This window comes from Salinivibrio kushneri (assembly GCF_027286325.1).
Classification (GTDB): Bacteria; Pseudomonadota; Gammaproteobacteria; order Enterobacterales; family Vibrionaceae; genus Salinivibrio; species Salinivibrio kushneri_A.
In genome coordinates this window covers 1,256,317-1,273,423 of the sequence record NZ_CP114588.1, presented here as the reverse complement: position 1 = coordinate 1,273,423, position 17,107 = coordinate 1,256,317, and the positions used below count along the sequence as shown (strand labels likewise).

Here is a 17,107-nt window from a genome sequence, read left to right as displayed (position 1 = left end):
GCACTTTCGTGAGTTGGGAATTGTGCTAGTCACAAGGAATAAAAGCGATATCTGGCGGCAACGTTGAATAGTTGCTCAATACATCGTTGGTGAACACATAATCAAACTGACTTAAGGTCGTCACTTTCACCGGCGCACTGCGCTGCCACTTTGACCCATCTGCCACCAACCAACGTGCACTCGCCGCACTGAGCATGGTGTCACTGACATCCGCTTCATCGGGTGAAAACTCACACACCCACCCCTCTTCATTGACCGCCGCACAGCCGATAATGGCAATATCCGGTTGGAAACGCGACAGGAACTGAAGCACCGAGTGTCCAACCATATCTTGGTCATTGGCGCGCAGCTTCCCCCCGGCTAGCCAAATATCGAGGTCGGGGTTAGCTCCCAGAATATGCGCGATCTGTACGTTATTGGTGATTACGCGAAGGTCGCGTCTTGTCAATAGCTGCTCAGCAATCGCAGAAACCGTGGTACCGATCCCAAGCATCACAGTCGCCCCCTCAGGAATGTGCTCTGCCACTGCGCGTGCTATCGCCGTTTTCACACCACTATGCCTTTGCAAACGGCGTTGGTAATCGGTATTGACATGCGCAGAAGGCATATTGATGCCGCCATGGTGACGTCGAGCTAAGCCCAGCGCACAGAGCTGATTAATATCACGACGAATAGTCTGCGTGGTGACCGAAAACTGCGCGGCCAAATCATCCGTTTCGAGATGCTCTGTTTTCGCTAATTGCGCTAATATTTCGCGCTGACGCCAATTTAGCTCTGCCTCTTGTGACACGTATGCTCCTTCTTTATCGTATTCTCGACCGCCCAGCCAACGGTTCGGTTTACCTCTTGTCAGTCTGAGTGTGTTAAGTATTTACCTGGATCGTCGGTGATCATCATGTCTACTCCCCAATCCCACAAGGCTTCGACCTCAGCAGGCTCATTGGGGGTATAACACTTCAACGCTAAACCTGAATCTTTAACGGATTTGGCTTTCTCTTGAGTGAGGTGGCGATAGTTGCAGTGAATGCTAAACGTGGCTAAGTCCCGAAATTCATACCAATTTTCGGGGATCGTTTCCCATAAAATCGCCCGCGATAACTCAGGCATTTCATCACGAACAATCGCGAGTGCCTCAAGAGAAAAAGATGAGACTAATACCTTCTCGAGGCTGATAGGGCTTGCCGATAGGCAGGTAAATATCGCGCGGCATAACGCGGGAATATCGCTATCCGGATAGGTTTTGATCTCGAGGTTGATATGAAGCGCATCACGATGTGCTTGGGCTAAAACCGCCGCGAGCGTGGGTACCCTTTCATGCTCAAACGTGGGCGAAAAGTGCCCGCCTGCATCAAGCTGCTGCAACTCGGCTAAGGGCGTGTCTTTTAACGCCCCAGCCCCATTGGTGCACCGCAGTAAGTTATGGTCATGAAACACCACGGGAACACCGTCTTGGGTCAGCTGCACATCGATCTCTACCCAACTTAACCCCATCTCTCGCACTTTTGAAATAGACGTTAACGTATTCTCTGGAGCATGAGCAGCGACACCTCGATGCCCACATAGTTGCTGTGGCGCGATTTTCATTTGAACAATCTCATCTCAATCAGTCATTTGGGTATTGTAGGACAGCGTTAGCCGTATTGTCTCGTGTAAATATGACAGCGTCTTTACGCTTAAATGTTTGCGATTACAGCGTTTTCATCATCAAAACACGCTCTAATTAACAATTTTTTCACACGCCATGCGACCGCGGTCAAAAGTCATACAATTGTCATCTCCCTTTTCGTTTGGGTTCATATTATGTTCATTTTTGTTCATTAAGTTGCCGAATGAACATTACCCCATCCTCAAAAGGAGTGACGCATGAAAACCCAACGCTTAACCGCGCTTTCTTCGGCCCTGTTGCTGGCCTCTTTTTCTGCCAACGCGACAACCGAAATTGAATGGTGGCACGCAATGGGCGGAAACCTTGGCGAAAAAGTGAATGAAATTGCTGAGAAGTTTAATGCCAGTCAGGATGACTATTCCGTCAAACCCGTCTACAACGGTAACTACACCGAAACCATGACAGGCGCTGTGTCGGCATTCCGTGCCAACAAGCAACCTCATATCGTCCAGGTGTTTGAAGTAGGCACCGCGACCATGATGTCAGCAAAAGGAGCGGTGTACCCTGTTTATGAGCTGATGGAGAACGCTAACGTCCCGTTTGACCAATCTGACTACCTCTCTTCTGTCACGGGTTATTATTCAGATGAAGATGGCAATATGCTGTCGATGCCGTTTAATAGCTCAACGCCCGTGTTGTATTACAACAAAGACCTATTTGCTAAAGCTGGCGTCAACCCTCCCAAAACCTGGGAAGAGGTGGAGAAAGTGTCTGAGAAACTTCTTGCCAATGGTGCTCAGTGCGGCTTCACGACTGGTTGGCAGTCTTGGGTACAAATTGAAAACCTCGGCGCTCGCCACAATGCGCCCATTGCCACCAATGATAATGGCTTTGGCAGTGTCGATAACAAAATGCTAATTAACCAGTCTCCGTTTGTGGATCACATTGCCAAAATGGCGGATTGGCAACAGGCTGGCATTTTTGAATATGGTGGTCGCCGCTCTGACAGTGCACCGCTGTTCTACAGTGGTGAATGTGCCATGTACATGAACTCTTCAGCGTCTTACGCCGGTGTGCGCGAAAGCGTAAAAGATTTCGAGTTTGGCGTTGCGAAATTGCCTTACTGGGATAAAGCCGTTGAGCAGCCACGAAATACCATCATCGGTGGGGCCACGCTTTGGGTTCTACAAGGTCACGAATCAGAAGAATACAAAGGCGTTGCCCAATTCTTCTCTTTCTTGTCTCAACCTGAAATCCAAGCCGACTGGCACCAATTCACCGGTTACTTGCCTATTACCCACGAGGCCTATGAGCTAAGCAAGAAGCAAGGATTTTATGCTCAAAACCCAGGCACAGACGTCGCGATTAAGCAGATGACCGAAGTCGAGCCAACGCCTGCCTCTAAAGGGATTCGCTTAGGTAATTTCGTTCAAATCCGTGATGTGATTAACGAAGAGCTTGAGACTGTTTGGTCTGGCGATCAGTCGGCTCAAGAAGCGCTGGATGAAGCGGTTGAGCGCGCCAATAGCTTGCTTTCAAAGTTTGCTAAAGCGAACCAATAAGCGGTTTAGTTCCATTCAGTAAAAACCTTGTTGTATGAAGGAGCGGTATAGACTGCCGCTCCACTTTTTGAGAAAGCCTATGTCCAATAAACCCACATTTAATCATTGTGCGTTTCCCATTTTATTGCTCGCGCCTCAATTGCTGATCACCTTTATCTTTTTTATCTGGCCAGCGGCGCAGGCTGTATGGCAATCCACCTTGTTGGAAGATCCTTTCGGTCTCAGTACCGAGTTTGTCGGTGGCGAAAACTTCACAGAGCTACTGGGAGACACCAGCTATTATCGCTCTTTTTTGACCACCTTGTTCTTTAGTTTTTCTGTTGCAGGCATCGCGCTTCTATCGGCGCTTGTGCTCGCGGTAATGGCTGATCGTGTCATTAAAGGAGCGACAGGCTATAAAACACTGTTGGTGTGGCCCTACGCGGTCGCTCCCGCTGTGGCAGGGGTGTTGTGGTTGTTCATGTTCAATCCCACTGTCGGTGTATTGGCCCACGCGCTAAAAGCCATTGGTTTAGACTGGAATCCGTTTATCCATTCAGGAGATGCCATGACCATGGTGATCATTGCCGCCACATGGAAGCAGATTAGCTACAATTTTCTCTTCTTCCTCGCCGGGCTGCAATCTATCCCACGCTCATTGGTGGAAGCGGCCGCCATTGACGGCGCAGGCCCAGTAAAACGCTTTTTTACCATTATTTTTCCACTGCTCTCTCCGACCTCTTTTTTCCTGTTGGTCGTGAACTTGGTATACGCCTTTTTCGAGACCTTTGGGGTGATTCATGCCATGACGCAAGGTGGTCCCGGCCAATCTACCACAACGCTGGTTTATAAAGTGTATGCAGACGGTTTTGTCGGCCTCAATATGGGATCGTCCGCCGCGCAATCCGTGGTGTTGATGATCCTCGTGGGCGCATTGACCGTGATTCAGTTTAAATATGTTGAAAAGAAGGTGGCTTACTAATGGTTGAACGTCGCCCTTGGCTTACTGTGTTCTCGCATTTGGTGTTAATGTTAGGGGTTGCCTCGGTTGCACTCCCTGTGTGGCTAGCGCTCACCGCCGCCACCCATGACAGCAGTGCCTTTGTAAGTGGTGTCACCCCATTATGGTTTGGTGACAAAGGCTTATCTGTGTTCGAAGAGGTATTAACCGAAGGCACATCACGCGAGTTAAACATTTCCGTGGCTGGCATGCTGTGGAATTCATTTTTAATGGCAATGGGCATCGCCATTGGCAAGCTTGCGATTTCCATTCTCTCGGCTTATGCCGTGGTGTACTTTCGCTTTCCCGGTCGGATGTTGGCATTTTGGGTGATCTTCATGACCTTAATGCTGCCCGTGGAGGTGCGCATCATGCCAACATTCCAGGTCATCGCTGATCTCAATATGCTCAACTCGATGTCGGGACTGACCATTCCACTGATCGCCAGTGCCACCGCGACCTTTTTGTTCCGTCAATTTTTTATGACGGTCCCTGGCGAAATGCTTGAAGCGGCGCGTATTGATGGTGCAGGTCCATTTAAGTTTTTTAAAGATATTCTGCTGCCTCTCTCGCGCACCAATATCGCAGCACTGTTTGTGATCACCTTTATTTATGGTTGGAACCAATACCTATGGCCGATTTTGATCACCACCGATGATGAGTACTACACCATTGTGATGAGTATTCAGCGCATGCTCTCCGTTGGTGATGGTGAGGTGCAATGGAACCGCGTAATGGCAACAACCCTGATGGCAATGCTCCCACCCGTCTTGGTGGTACTCGGCATGCAAAAACTATTTGTTAAAGGCTTAGTGGAAACGGAGAAGTAAATGGCAACGGTAACCCTCGATCAGATTGAAAAGACCTATCCTAATGGGTTTAAGGCCATTCACGGGGTCGACTTAGCCGTGAAAGAAGGCGAAATGATTGTATTGGTTGGCCCCAGTGGCTGCGGCAAATCGACCTTGCTACGGATGATTGCGGGCCTTGAAACCATCTCTGGTGGCAATTTGGTGATAGACGATAAAAAGGTCAACGATCTTGAGCCTGGTGAACGCGATATTGCCATGGTTTTTCAAAACTACGCGCTCTACCCACACATGAGTGTGTTTAACAATATGGCCTATGGCTTGCGTAACCGTGGAACGCCAAAAAATACCATCCAGCAACTGGTCAAAGAGGTAGCGACCATGTTGGAGCTCGATCACCTACTCGATAGACGGCCCAATCAATTGTCCGGCGGACAGCGACAACGCGTGGCTATGGGGCGAGCCATTGTGCGTCGTCCCAAGGTCTTTCTCTTCGATGAGCCCTTATCTAACCTTGATGCCAAACTGCGTGTGCAGATGCGATTAGAAATCAAAAGTTTGCAGAGGAAGCTGAATACCACTGCCGTTTATGTCACCCACGACCAAGTTGAAGCAATGACCCTCGCGGATCGCCTCGTGGTATTAAATGGTGGTAACGTTGAACAGATTGGTACGCCTTTAGACGTCTACGATGCCCCGGCTAGCTTGTTTGTGGCCACTTTTATCGGATCACCCGCGATGAATATCGTTGAAGGTCGTATCGACAATAACGCCCTCTCGATAGGTCAACACGTATTGGCTGAGTGTCAGGACGTTGACACACAATCCGTGTCTGTAGGATTACGTCCCGAGCATTTAAAGGTGGTATCTACCGATCAGGCCTGTTTCATGCTTTCGGTTACCCTAACCGAGTCTTTGGGGGCTGATTTGCTAGTCTATGGTCATATTTCAGGCACTGATAGCTTAATCACGCTGCGACTAGAGGGGCACAGTAAGGTTGTTGAAGGGGATAGCCTTCCCTTGACGATTGCCTCAGACAACCTCCACGTGTTTGACCATGAACAGGGGAAACGGCTGGCGCTCACTCTGCGTCAGGTTAATCATCGCCATGTGGCGGCTATTTAGTTAACAAGGATCGCGACACGTATGCCGAATCAGTGTTTGCCTATATCGTCAATGCATGATCACGCCACACGCTGGCGTGACGCACAATGGCTATTTACCGACGTGGATGACACCTTGACATGGAAAGGTGAGCTGCCCTGGCAAACACTGAAAGCGATGGCCGATCTCCGTGAAGCCGGCATTCACGTTATCCCTGTCACTGGCGCTTGCGCTGGCTGGGGTGATCATATGATTAACGCATGGCCCGTTGATACGGTGATAAGCGAAAACGGTGGCGTGATCCTATGGCAAGAAAACGGTCAGCGCTTCACGAAAATCAATCACGCCGCCCATCAACAGCAAGCAGCCCTTCTTGACTGGGTAAACCGCTTACTTGAGCGCTATCCAGCTCGCGCACTTGCTGCGGATCAGTCTTATCGTCTCTGTGAAGTGGCGATTGATATTGGCCAGCATACGTCACGCGCATCCACCGATGAGATCAACGCATTGCTCGATGAGCTTCATGGACAGGGAGTCAATGCAACAGCCAGTTCGATTCACATTAACGCTTGGTTCGGTACCCATAGTAAGCGACACGCTGCGCAAGAATGGTTAGCTCGTTACAATGTCACCGGCAGGCTGGCTCAGAAACGCGCGGCGTTTATTGGCGATTCACCGAACGACAGTGACATGTTTGCCCACTTTCCTCTGAGCGTCGGCGTCGCGAATATCTCCCCTCACCTTCCAACGTTGGCAACCGTGCCAACTTGGATCACAGATGCACCTGGAGGGTTTGGTTTTGCCGAATTTACCCGTCACTGGCTGTCGGTATTGTCGAACCAACAAGCTATATCAACCCGCTAACTGAGTGTGGTGTCACAGCTTTTCTGCTACAGGGCTTTTTATATCAATGTGTTATTTAACTTTGTCACTAGCTCGTTCTACAATATCTGCGTTTTATCATTCACAAAGATGCCCAACCCTCCACGTTTGCGCCCCGTATATGGTTGGTGCGTATAATCATAACGCGCAAACACGATAACGATTAGGATAATGTTATGAAACGCTATGCCCTTGCACTGGTCGCGGCACTGTTGCCGATAATGTCAAACGCTGCGGCTATCAAAAATGCAGACTGCTATTCGGCCAAGTATCATGATTATGTAGATGCATCGATCAATTGGTACCAAGCGTTGGTCGATATGACGGTGAAAAAAGACGCATCGCTTGATGAGGTTGCACAATGGTTTTTACAAGGTCGTAAAAATCACTTTAACCTCAATGCACAAGCCTTTGACTACTACCTAGAAAATGATAGCGCCAAGCTAAACTTAGAAGCGCCGGTGGAATCTTGGTTGAAGCTCGGCCAAGAAGACGTAAAAACACTCGCGCAGAGCTCGTTACCACCCTCTTCGCTGGCTGAAAAAGTGTTTAACTTCCGCCAAGGCGAAGCCATGGACGGGAACTACGCCCTTCGCAGTGCACTTGCCGATTTGCTAAGCCATCCAAAAGAAATTGACAAAGCGCTTAACCAGTACAATGACCAAATGAACAGCATTAACCAACGTCAGTGTCAGTAGACACGTCCCTATTTAAGAGCTGGCAGCCGCTGGCTCTTTTATCAACTCCCTAACGCGTGTGCTGTTTCAGCTGTCATCTATCAGTAAAAAAAGCCTGATGCTCTCGCTTTTTTTTGCTATGTTGAGGCCTACTTTCAGTCAGTGATCGTGACTCTACTCTCAATGAGCAAGAGAGAGTCACTATTTGGACAGCCAAGCAGATATAAGAAGAACGTCATGGCAACAAAGAATAAAGCCGCGGACGCCACACCGGAAACTTTGCACCGGATTTTCACTGTCCCCGAAGCCCCAGATTCAACGCTCAGTCAAATTGAGCAAGCGATTTCTCAGAATCTTAATCGGTTTTTACAAAATCATATTACCGCTACCGAGCGCTCACTTGCCGACATTGAGAGCGACTTTAGTGACCCAGCGATTCCTGAAGATCCCACTTTCGTGTCTGACCACACGCAGTTTTTGCTTAATAAACTGGTCGCTCAGTCGGTTCACACCGCTTCACCGCGATTTATCGGTCATATGACCTCAGCGCTACCGTATTTTTTGATGCCGCTGTCCAAAATCATGATTGGCCTCAATCAAAATACGGTCAAAATTGAGACGTCTAAAGCCTTTACACCGCTTGAGCGGCAAGTGCTTGGCATGCTGCATAATCTGATTTACCAGCAAGATGAAGCCTTCTATCAAAGCTGGATGCACAGCGCCAACCATTCACTTGGTGCTTTTTGCTCTGGTGGCACAGTGGCCAATATTACTGCGTTATGGGTGGCAAGAAACAACGTCCTGAAGCCTGATGGTGATTTCCCTGGGATCAACAAGGCTGGTTTGTTTGGCGCGATGCGCCACTACGGCTATCGCGACCTCGCTATCTTGGTGTCGGAGCGTGGACATTACTCGTTGGGTAAGGCGGCTGATGTACTAGGTATTGGCCGCGATCAACTGATCTCGGTTCCTGCCGATAGCCAAAATCGCATTTGCATTGATGCCCTCGAAGACACCATTGCAACACTTAATCAAGACAATATTAAACCGATAGCCATCGTGGGTGTCGCGGGCACTACAGAAACCGGAAGCATTGATCCTCTCAATGCGCTAGCGGATATCGCGGAGCGTGAAGGCATTCATTTCCACGTTGATGCCGCGTGGGGCGGCGCGACTTTGATGTCAAATAATCAGCGCCATAAACTGGCAGGTATCGAGCGTGCTGACTCTGTCACCATTGATGCGCACAAACAGCTTTATGTCCCGATGGGGGCAGGTATGGTGCTGTTTAAAGATCCGTCGCTCGTGGCGTCGATCGAACACCACGCGGAGTACATCCTGCGTAAAGGAGCAAAAGATCTGGGGAGTCACACTCTCGAGGGCTCTCGCAGTGGCATGGCAATGTTGGTGTTTGCATGTATGAACATTATCTCTCGCCGCGGTTATGAGTTATTGATCGATCAAAGTATTGATAAAGCGGCGACGTTTGCCGACATGATAACCACTCATCCAGATTTTGAGCTCATATCGGTACCGGAGTTGTGCCTACTCACCTATCGCTTTGTCCCCGAAAAAGTACAAACCGCACTGGCTGTGGCAAGTGAGGAGCAAATTGAGTTGATGCATGACTTGCTCAACGACTTAACCAAGTTCATTCAAAAGCGCCAGCGTGAATCGGGCAAAACCTTTGTCTCACGTACGCGCCTTACACCAGAGCAGTGGCAACGTCGCACCACCACGGTTTTCCGTGTTGTGCTAGCCAATCCGCTCACCACCGTTGATATTTTACAAGAAGTGCTGACGGAGCAAGGTGAAATCGCAAAAGAAAGCGAGTTTGCTTACCCACGTCTGATGACCCTGGCTGAAAGTATCCTTAAAGCCTAAGCATTGGCTTGCAACGGACTAAGCTCTCAGTGGACTTGAAGTAAGCCCTCAACGAATGAGGCAGTCATCGCGAGATGACTGCCTTTCTAATCTGGTTAACAACGATTCAATGTTACATTCGCACTATTTCAACGGTCCTGTTTTGGGTGAGTCGGTCGATTGCAGGCAATGGGTTTGACTCAATACAGCCTCTCGTTGATGTTCGATATCAATCTGGGCTTGACGCCATTGCATCTGCACCTGAGATGCCGTCATCGTCCGCCCCGGCTCTGAAAACAAGAATCGCTGCAATGTGTGGTCAAATTCTGCGCTGTTCTTTTGTTCGCTGTAGACGATGCCCATTAGCTCAAACGCACGTGTTTTCTCTCGTGCCGTACCAATCACGGTGTAGCGCTGCGCCGTATCGAGTGTTTTTTCATAACGACAATGAACAAGATCTTGTTGCGCGCCGCGCAGTGCTTCGTTGAGGCCAATGGTGCTGTAATTGCGCCATAAATCCGACATTTTTGGCAGTGAGCAGCCGACTAATAACATCGACAAGCACACTGCGGCCATTATTCTAATCATCGCTTCTTCCTACACTGTGCACCGAATACAACGCGTCTCTCCAAGGCTGGTCCACTTATCAAGGCGCATCGCGCCACCACGCCCGGCTGTCACATTAGCGCATGGCTACCATTGGTAACGGCACTACCGCTGATAACTTGAGGTCAGTCACGCTTGCCAATCACCACTTCGCCTGATTGCTCAAACATAGCGACTTCCTTGCGACGACGTCCCAGCAAAATAGGTTTATCATCGTAGAATAGAAAGTTTTTCCAATACCGTTTAAACACGCCCCATTGGGTTTCGACAATATTATGTTTGTCGTAGCAAAAATAGACCGTAATATTGTCTTCCCAAGGAAAGTTAGCGAGAAACTCTACGGGAAGATCATCATCATCATCCCAGGCTTGTTGCCAAACCAGTCGCTGGGTCCAAACGCTTTGATGCGTCGGCCAATCTTGCTTACCAAAATGATCCGGTGTGGGGCTATCCTTGCTGATAAATTCTTGCCATAACTGCGCCGCGCGTGCCTCAGCCATGGGTTTAATGTCAGCGAGATCCTGTTCGGGAATAGGTAAAGACTGGTGGGTGAAGATCCACTTTCTTTTATATTCAGACAACGGGAGATAATTCATGCTAATCAGGTTATACGCTCTATGATGACGACAACTTTATCATAATCATCACTGGGTTGTTACTAAGTAAACCCGGACTGAAGCGACACAAGAACGGCAATGCACACACATTGCCGTTCGTATATGAGAACTTGATTAGTCGTTAACCGCTATCTCATCGGTCGATCGAATATCCTGGCTGTCGCCAAGTTTTCGATGGCCCTGATCAAGATGTACCATGTCGACAAAGTCATCACTGCCAACCTGAAAGGCCTGACCAAACCCTTTGACATACAAACCGTTTTCCGGCTTGAGACGGAATAAATGGAAGTCAGCTAACCCGCTTAAGCTGTCAATAATATCACCAAAGCGGTGGGCTAGCGCCGAGATACCCGTTTGCCACTCAGTAGTATCACGCATCACTAATTCAGCATTGGCATCGAAACTAAGGCGCTGGCGCGCATAAATCTGTTTCGCGCCGTTTTCATCTTCGATCATCATTAATGAAACCTGAGGATTTTGTTGTAGGTTCCGCGCATGACGAGCAATTTCACTGATTAAAATATAAAAACCGTCTTCCAACTGTGCAAATGGCGCATAACTCACGTTGGGTTTTCCTTGCGCATCGACGGTTGCTAGCTGCAAAGTCCGACAGTTAGCACGAAAGGCTTTGATTTCTGGGCCAAGACGGTTTTGTAGGCGCTGTTGTTTCGTCGCTTGATCCATGATTATTGCTCCCGATCTGTTGGTGTTGAGGTCGCTAACTGCGTTTTTAGTTGGTGGAATGCTTCAACTTGATGGTCAAGAAGCTGACGTTTTTCATCACGCCCCAAGTAAATCTTAAAGATTGAATCACCCTGCTCGGTGAAAAAGCCGATGTAGTGGCTTGTTTTACCGCGAAAAGGCTTGCTGACGAACGCAATACCCGCCATACGCTCTAACCTTAGGTGGCCATGCATTTCACCCGGCTTTCCCATTAAGTTGTAGTAGCCATAAGCGATCTTTCCTTTGGGAAACGGGGCTTTCACTTCAAAAATTGAGCCGCCGGAATGCACAATCGCCGTGACCGGGCCACCCCATTCGGCCACCTGGGTGAAAACGGTTTCCGCATGCTGCCCGTCCACCCACGTTTGATACTCAGCCGGCATGGCACGCACCGCCTCGCCTTCAGTCACGCCTAAGGTTTTCGCTATATCAGCAGGCAATATAGAGGCATTATCTGCCAATAGTGCGTTTACCTGCTCGTTTAAAGTGGTAGTTGTCATTGATCACTCCCAGCCTATTCTTATTGTGATGTGTCGTCTCTGAGTGGGCAGGCGTTCACCTGCCCTTTATGTTTGGGCTAAAACTGATAACGAACATTGAACTTAATATCACGCCCGGGTGACGCAGTTTGCGCCCACGCTTGGGTGTATTGCTCATCGGTTAAATTATCGACCGCGAGGTCAAACTTCACCCCATCCCAGGCGCCATTCGGGCTATAACTTGCATAGAGATCCCACAGGGTATAGCCGTCGTAGGTTTTGGCATTATTTGTGTCGTCTTGATCGGCATAATGAGAAACGCGACCACCAACACTCACCGGTAACGTCGTCAGCGCGTAGTCGGTTTCCACAACCCATTTATGAGCGGGAATATTATCTAGATAGCTGCCATCATGCTTATTCTTGCCTTCGGTTTGGCTATAGCTCACGTTGTTGGTAAAACCACCAAGTTGGTGATGCAAGCTAACCTCTATGCCTTCGAGTTTAGCTTCAGGCAAATTTGTCTTAACAGTCGTCCCATCGAACCCTTGTCCTTTCGGGCCTGAGGGGCCGTATTTAATTGACTGTTCGATAAAGTTATCAACATCGTTTCTAAATAACCTCACATCGACAAAACCTTGATCTACATAACCATTATGCGCAAGCGTATAGGTCATGCTGAGCTCTTTGTTCGCACTTTCTTCTGGCTTCAAGCCGGGATTCGGCACAAATTGGTTCATCCCAAAATGTGTGCCACTGGCATACATTTCTTCTAAGCTCGGGGCACGGAATGCTTCGCGATAGCTGGCAGTCAATGCTAACTGTTCAGTCGCATTCCAAGTCAATGCAGTTGAAGGCGACCACGCCGTGTCATCATGGTTACCAATGGTCGATTCAGGTCGCTTATCTTTCGCATCATAAGCATCAAAACGGACACCCGCTTGCCAGTGCCATGCTTGTCCCAGCAGTACATCAACTTGGGTAAACAAGCCGACACTTTGTGCTTCGGCGTCTTGGTCATCTGGGCGACCAAACATCGAGCTACTCGCGTCTCGTACTGTCTCAAAGTTGTCTTGATAGGCATCCAACCCAGTAGTGAGCGTGAGGTTTTCAAGATTTGAGCGGTTGGATAAAGATAAGCCCAGCGTTTGCATCTGGTTATTATCAAATTCACCCTTCTCAACCCGATGCTCATTGACCTCGGTATCATTCCAGTAAAGGTGCGCATCTAAGTCTATCCACGGCTGACTTGGGTTGTAGTTATAGGCGACTGACACGCTTTGGTCGTCGACTTGGCGATACACGAGGGGCGACGAGGTTGACGGCTCTTCTGTCGTCGGATTAGAGGGAACCATGGCGTCACGTTTACCTTGACGCGCGATGAATGACCACTGGTGATCCAAAGAAGGCGTAAACACCAGTTTAGCAAACCCACCTTTTTCTCGATCCGCAGAATACGACAAGGTTTGGCCATTACCTAATTGGCTATCATCGCTATCGTGATAGTAGCTTTGTACTAGCCAATCAACCGTCTCCGAGCGACCAAACACCGCACCGCTTGTACGTGAGGCGTTGTCGTTGCTGTGGAAGCCTTGTTTTACATAGCCACCCAAGGTTTCTGTGCCAGAGAGAAAGTCACTGGCTGATTTGGTGTTTTGTGCGAATACACCGCCTAATGCACCAGACCCCCATAGAGTACTGGAAGGGCCACGGACCACTTCGACTGAACTGAGCAATTCAGGATCGATAAACAGGCTGGAACGATGGCCGACCGAGAAATTCTGACGAGCACCATCAACAAGCTGGATGACGCGGCCGTTTTCACTGCTAAGGCCACGAATGCTAACAGACTGAGCAGCATCACGCCCTCCTCCGAGTACGGAGACATTGGGTAAATGACGAATCAAATCCGTGACATTACTTCCCTGGCGTTTCTCTATCTCTTCCAATGACACTGTACTCACCGCCACGCCAGCGTTCGCTTTCTGTGTGTCCATACGGCTTCCGTAGACAGAGAGCGTCTCTACAGGGTTAGCCTCTTGAGTCTGGCTGGCGGCACTCGCGCTCTCAGCGACGGCCTGAGGCGTAACACTCATCGTACCCAATACAGCCGCGACTGCTAACGCAACACGGTGGCTATGCTTTACTGTCCAAATATCCTTTCTGGTTTTCATAACGGTTCTCTATGCCTTACTGCAAATGCGACTTATCATCATTTGAAGGTGATTCTATTGATTGAGAACAGGAATGCAAACGATAATTGATCTTGTTTGCATTGGGTAATATATTGTCTCTGTTCATGTCGCACGGTGTGGCGACCTAACCAGCATATAAACCGCTCGATACTACTGACACTGAAAAATAAGGATAAAGCATGGCAACCGCTGCTGTTCGACTGATTGCCCTCATGATGACACTCGTTTCATTTGCAATTCACGCATCGCCACGCATAGTGAGTGCGGGGGCAAGCGTTACTGATCTACTGATTGATCTGGGAGCAGAACAACAAGTTGTAGGGATTGACGCCACGAGCCAGCTAGATAGTAAAGGTGTTCCCAATATTGGCTACCACCGTCAGCTGTCGGTAGAGGGTGTACTCTCACTGTCACCCACGCTTTTGTTAGGCTCTGAGGAAATGGGCCCCAAACCTGTGCTAACAAAGCTCGACAATGCTGGGGTCAAGGTGGTTGCGCTACCAAGTGCTCCGACGGTGGCGGCACTGAAACAGCGCATAACCCAAGTTGCCAACCTCACAGAGAAGCAAAGTGAAGCAGCGCCTCTGCTCCGTGCGGTCGATGGAAAACTCACGCAACTGAAACGTCGCGCCCCAGCGTCGACACAACAGGGAATTTTCTTGCTTGTTCATCAAGGTCGTCCCGCGAGTATTGCCGGTGCGAGTACGACACCCAATACGCTCATTGAGCTTATCGGCGCGACTAATCCGGCTGCCAATACGGTTACCAGCTACAAACCCCTCTCTCCCGAGGCGCTGCTCGGTTTTAATCCCGATTTTATTTTGGTGATGCAACGTTCTTTGGACCAATTGGGTGGCTTGACAGGACTTGCCAATGCCGTCCCCTTGCTAGAAAACACCCAAGCCTTTCAGCAAAACAAGATCCTCGCGATCGATGGCAGTGTATTGGTTGGCGGTTTGAGCCTGAAAAGCTTAGATGAGGCGCTTCGTGTACAGTCACAGTTAATCGAGCTTAGCCAGTGATGCCACTACAGATACAGCATCCTTATCAGCGACTCTTTTCCGCGCTGACCATTTTGTTGCTTGCCGTATCGGTGACCTCGATTGCAGTCGGTCAATGGCAGTTAGGTTGGCTCGTCAGTCTACAAAGTCTAACGCCTTGGCAAGACCAGCTTGAGCCTCATGTATTAGCCATCGTGCAGCAAGTCAGACTGCCCCGAACGCTGCTTTGCTTATTTGTGGGCGCTTTACTCGCCGTTTCCGGTGCATTAATGCAAGGACTATTTCGTAACCCTCTTGCGGATCCTGGGATTATTGGTGTCTCAGGGGGTGCGTCTCTAGGCGGTGCACTGGGGCTGTTGTTATTGTCATTTGGCAGTATAAACATAGCGTTTCACTTATCCGTGCCTCTATTTGCTTTTTTTGGTGCACTTTTCGCAACGTTATTTGTATACCGAATCGGCACCACCGCGGTGGGCACGTCCGTTACCGTCATGCTATTGGCCGGTATCGCTATCAGTGCGCTATCAGGCGCGGCGCTGGGAATGATCAACTATGTGGCCGACAATCAAACCCTACGCGATATCGCATTGTGGTCTATGGGATCACTGACCGGTGCCAGTTGGGGACAAATCGGTTTAACTGGGGTGGCGGCTGTCGCTCTCACGGTGTTTGCTTGTTGTCGTGCTCATCAGGTGAATGCTTTATTGCTCGGTGAAAACGAAGCCGCGTATTTAGGGATCGATATTCACCGCCTAAAACGTTTGCTGATCATTGCAACCGCTGCTGGGATGGGCGTATCCGTTAGTGCTGCGGGATTAATTGGGTTTATTGGCTTAGTGGTGCCGCATATTGGCCGCCTAATCGTTGGGCCCGACCACCGTATACTCATCCCCTTATCTGCGGTATTGGGGGCACTTTTACTCACGCTTGCCGATATTATTGCTCGAGTGATTGTCGCACCTGCGGAGTTGCCCGTAGGCATTATTACCGCTTTGATGGGCGCACCTTTTTTTATCTGGCTTCTTATTCAGCAACGACAAACGATGGTGCACTAATGTCTCGTACGGCGCTTCATGTTCAACACCTTCACTATACCCTTGGCCAACGCCCACTGCTTCGCGACATCAATGTCGCGTTTCAAAGTGGACAGTTACATGTCTTACTCGGTCCGAACGGAGCAGGTAAAAGTACCTTGCTCAAACAGCTGATGAGTGAGCAACACCAACAAGGCGACGTATTGTTTTGGTCAGCGTCAAGAGCGACATGGCCTCGTGATACATTCGCGAGACAGGTTGCCTTTTTGCCGCAAACCAGCGGGTTAACCTTTGCGTTTACGGTAAAAGACGTCGTCGAAATGGGCGGCACACCATTAAAAGCAAACCGTAAACAAATCCAAGCGTTAGCCGAAGAGCAGCTACATCAATGGCACATATCTCATCTTGCACATCGTGCCTACCCCACTCTGTCGGGCGGTGAAAAACAGCGTGTACATATGGCGCGTATTTCCATGCAATTAGCGCATACTGAACCAACTCGTGCAATGATGATGCTTGATGAGCCGACATCTGCCCTTGATATTAGTCATCAACACCAAACGCTCATGCAGTGCCGGGCACTGGTTGATCAAGGAATGACCGTAATCATCGTACTTCACGACCTTAACCTTGCCAGTCGCTATGCTGATTACCTCTATTTTATGAAACAAGGCGAAATGGTTCTCTCAGGAACGCCTTGGCAATGCTTTACTCACCACCAGATGACTGAGATTTATCAACATCCACTGACAGTAATGACACACCCGAGGCATGCTTGCCCATTGATAGTGACGTAATGATAACTTTGTCGACTGTGAATAAAATGAGATCACTCTGCAAGAGCCTAGCTGGGTCACAAAACCACCTGTTGGTGATGCCTTGCTCATCAGACCAATTGCGACTAAGCGGCAACCTAAGTAAACTGAGACCGCAACCGATTAACTATGAGAATGGATGAAATCGGATTCGT

General features: G+C 49.3%; 17 protein-coding genes. 10 read left to right on the top strand and 7 right to left on the bottom strand.

Going from position 1 to position 17,107, the window contains the following annotated elements:
- Positions 1-25: 25 nt before the first annotated feature.
- Both N8M53_RS06070 and N8M53_RS06065 read right to left on the bottom strand, forming a co-directional pair.
- Complete coding sequence (locus N8M53_RS06070) at positions 26-790, bottom strand: DeoR/GlpR family DNA-binding transcription regulator (protein WP_269579862.1); 765 nt, start codon at positions 788-790, stop codon at positions 26-28.
- 59 nt (positions 791-849) lie between these two features.
- Positions 850-1,584, bottom strand: a complete 735-nt coding sequence (locus N8M53_RS06065; protein WP_269579861.1) for a glycerophosphodiester phosphodiesterase family protein — start codon at positions 1,582-1,584, stop codon at positions 850-852.
- A gap of 279 nt (positions 1,585-1,863) precedes the next feature.
- Between N8M53_RS06065 and ugpB the strand changes: the two genes are divergently transcribed.
- The 7 genes from ugpB (at position 1,864) to panP (ending at position 9,503) form a co-directional block, all read left to right on the top strand.
- Positions 1,864-3,168: a sn-glycerol-3-phosphate ABC transporter substrate-binding protein UgpB gene (ugpB, locus tag N8M53_RS06060; protein ID WP_269579860.1), complete on the top strand. Its 1,305-nt coding sequence runs from the start codon at positions 1,864-1,866 to the stop codon at positions 3,166-3,168.
- A gap of 79 nt (positions 3,169-3,247) precedes the next feature.
- Positions 3,248-4,129, top strand: coding sequence for a sn-glycerol-3-phosphate ABC transporter permease UgpA (gene ugpA / locus N8M53_RS06055; RefSeq protein WP_269579859.1), 882 nt, complete (start codon positions 3,248-3,250; stop codon positions 4,127-4,129).
- Positions 4,129-4,977, top strand: coding sequence for a sn-glycerol-3-phosphate ABC transporter permease UgpE (gene ugpE / locus N8M53_RS06050; protein WP_269579858.1), 849 nt, complete (start codon positions 4,129-4,131; stop codon positions 4,975-4,977). Before ugpA ends, ugpE begins: the two co-directional genes overlap by 1 nt.
- The gene (gene ugpC / locus N8M53_RS06045) at positions 4,978-6,081 is read left to right on the top strand and encodes a sn-glycerol-3-phosphate ABC transporter ATP-binding protein UgpC (protein ID WP_269579857.1); all 1,104 of its coding nucleotides are present in this window, start codon (positions 4,978-4,980) and stop codon (positions 6,079-6,081) included.
- A 21-nt stretch (positions 6,082-6,102) separates the two neighbouring features.
- Complete coding sequence (locus N8M53_RS06040; RefSeq protein WP_269579856.1) at positions 6,103-6,924, top strand: HAD family hydrolase; 822 nt, start codon at positions 6,103-6,105, stop codon at positions 6,922-6,924.
- 194 nt (positions 6,925-7,118) lie between these two features.
- Positions 7,119-7,640: a hypothetical protein gene (locus tag N8M53_RS06035; protein ID WP_269579855.1), complete on the top strand. Its 522-nt coding sequence runs from the start codon at positions 7,119-7,121 to the stop codon at positions 7,638-7,640.
- Positions 7,641-7,856: 216 nt separating this feature from the next.
- Positions 7,857-9,503, top strand: a complete 1,647-nt coding sequence (gene panP / locus N8M53_RS06030; RefSeq protein WP_269579854.1) for a pyridoxal-dependent aspartate 1-decarboxylase PanP — start codon at positions 7,857-7,859, stop codon at positions 9,501-9,503.
- 123 nt (positions 9,504-9,626) lie between these two features.
- Here the strand turns inward: panP and N8M53_RS06025 are convergent, their stop codons facing one another.
- The 5 genes from N8M53_RS06025 to N8M53_RS06005 form a co-directional block, all read right to left on the bottom strand.
- Positions 9,627-10,070, bottom strand: a complete 444-nt coding sequence (locus N8M53_RS06025; RefSeq protein ID WP_269579853.1) for a hypothetical protein — start codon at positions 10,068-10,070, stop codon at positions 9,627-9,629.
- 143 nt (positions 10,071-10,213) lie between these two features.
- Complete coding sequence (locus N8M53_RS06020) at positions 10,214-10,684, bottom strand: DUF2947 domain-containing protein (RefSeq protein WP_046073301.1); 471 nt, start codon at positions 10,682-10,684, stop codon at positions 10,214-10,216.
- Positions 10,685-10,819: 135 nt separating this feature from the next.
- Positions 10,820-11,389, bottom strand: coding sequence for a heme utilization protein HutZ (gene hutZ / locus N8M53_RS06015; RefSeq protein WP_269579852.1), 570 nt, complete (start codon positions 11,387-11,389; stop codon positions 10,820-10,822).
- Positions 11,390-11,391: 2 nt separating this feature from the next.
- Positions 11,392-11,928 carry a heme utilization cystosolic carrier protein HutX gene (hutX, locus tag N8M53_RS06010; protein WP_269579851.1) on the bottom strand — a complete coding sequence of 179 codons (537 nt, stop codon included), beginning with the start codon at positions 11,926-11,928 and terminating at the stop codon, positions 11,392-11,394.
- A gap of 77 nt (positions 11,929-12,005) precedes the next feature.
- A complete protein-coding gene (locus N8M53_RS06005) occupies positions 12,006-14,081 on the bottom strand; it encodes a TonB-dependent hemoglobin/transferrin/lactoferrin family receptor (protein WP_269579850.1) in 2,076 nt (691 codons plus the stop codon).
- 200 nt (positions 14,082-14,281) lie between these two features.
- On the opposite strand from N8M53_RS06005, the gene N8M53_RS06000 reads away from it, so the two are divergent.
- From N8M53_RS06000 to N8M53_RS05990, 3 genes are read left to right on the top strand one after another with little or no spacing between them, the layout of a single operon-like run.
- On the top strand, positions 14,282-15,124 hold the full coding sequence (locus N8M53_RS06000; protein ID WP_269579849.1) for a heme/hemin ABC transporter substrate-binding protein: 843 nt from the start codon (positions 14,282-14,284) through the stop codon (positions 15,122-15,124).
- Positions 15,124-16,158 (top strand): FecCD family ABC transporter permease, encoded by a 1,035-nt coding sequence (locus tag N8M53_RS05995; protein WP_269579848.1) that lies wholly within the window; start codon positions 15,124-15,126, stop codon positions 16,156-16,158. Before N8M53_RS06000 ends, N8M53_RS05995 begins: the two co-directional genes overlap by 1 nt.
- On the top strand, positions 16,158-16,934 hold the full coding sequence (locus N8M53_RS05990; protein WP_269579847.1) for a heme ABC transporter ATP-binding protein: 777 nt from the start codon (positions 16,158-16,160) through the stop codon (positions 16,932-16,934). Before N8M53_RS05995 ends, N8M53_RS05990 begins: the two co-directional genes overlap by 1 nt.
- Positions 16,935-17,107 lie beyond the last annotated feature (173 nt).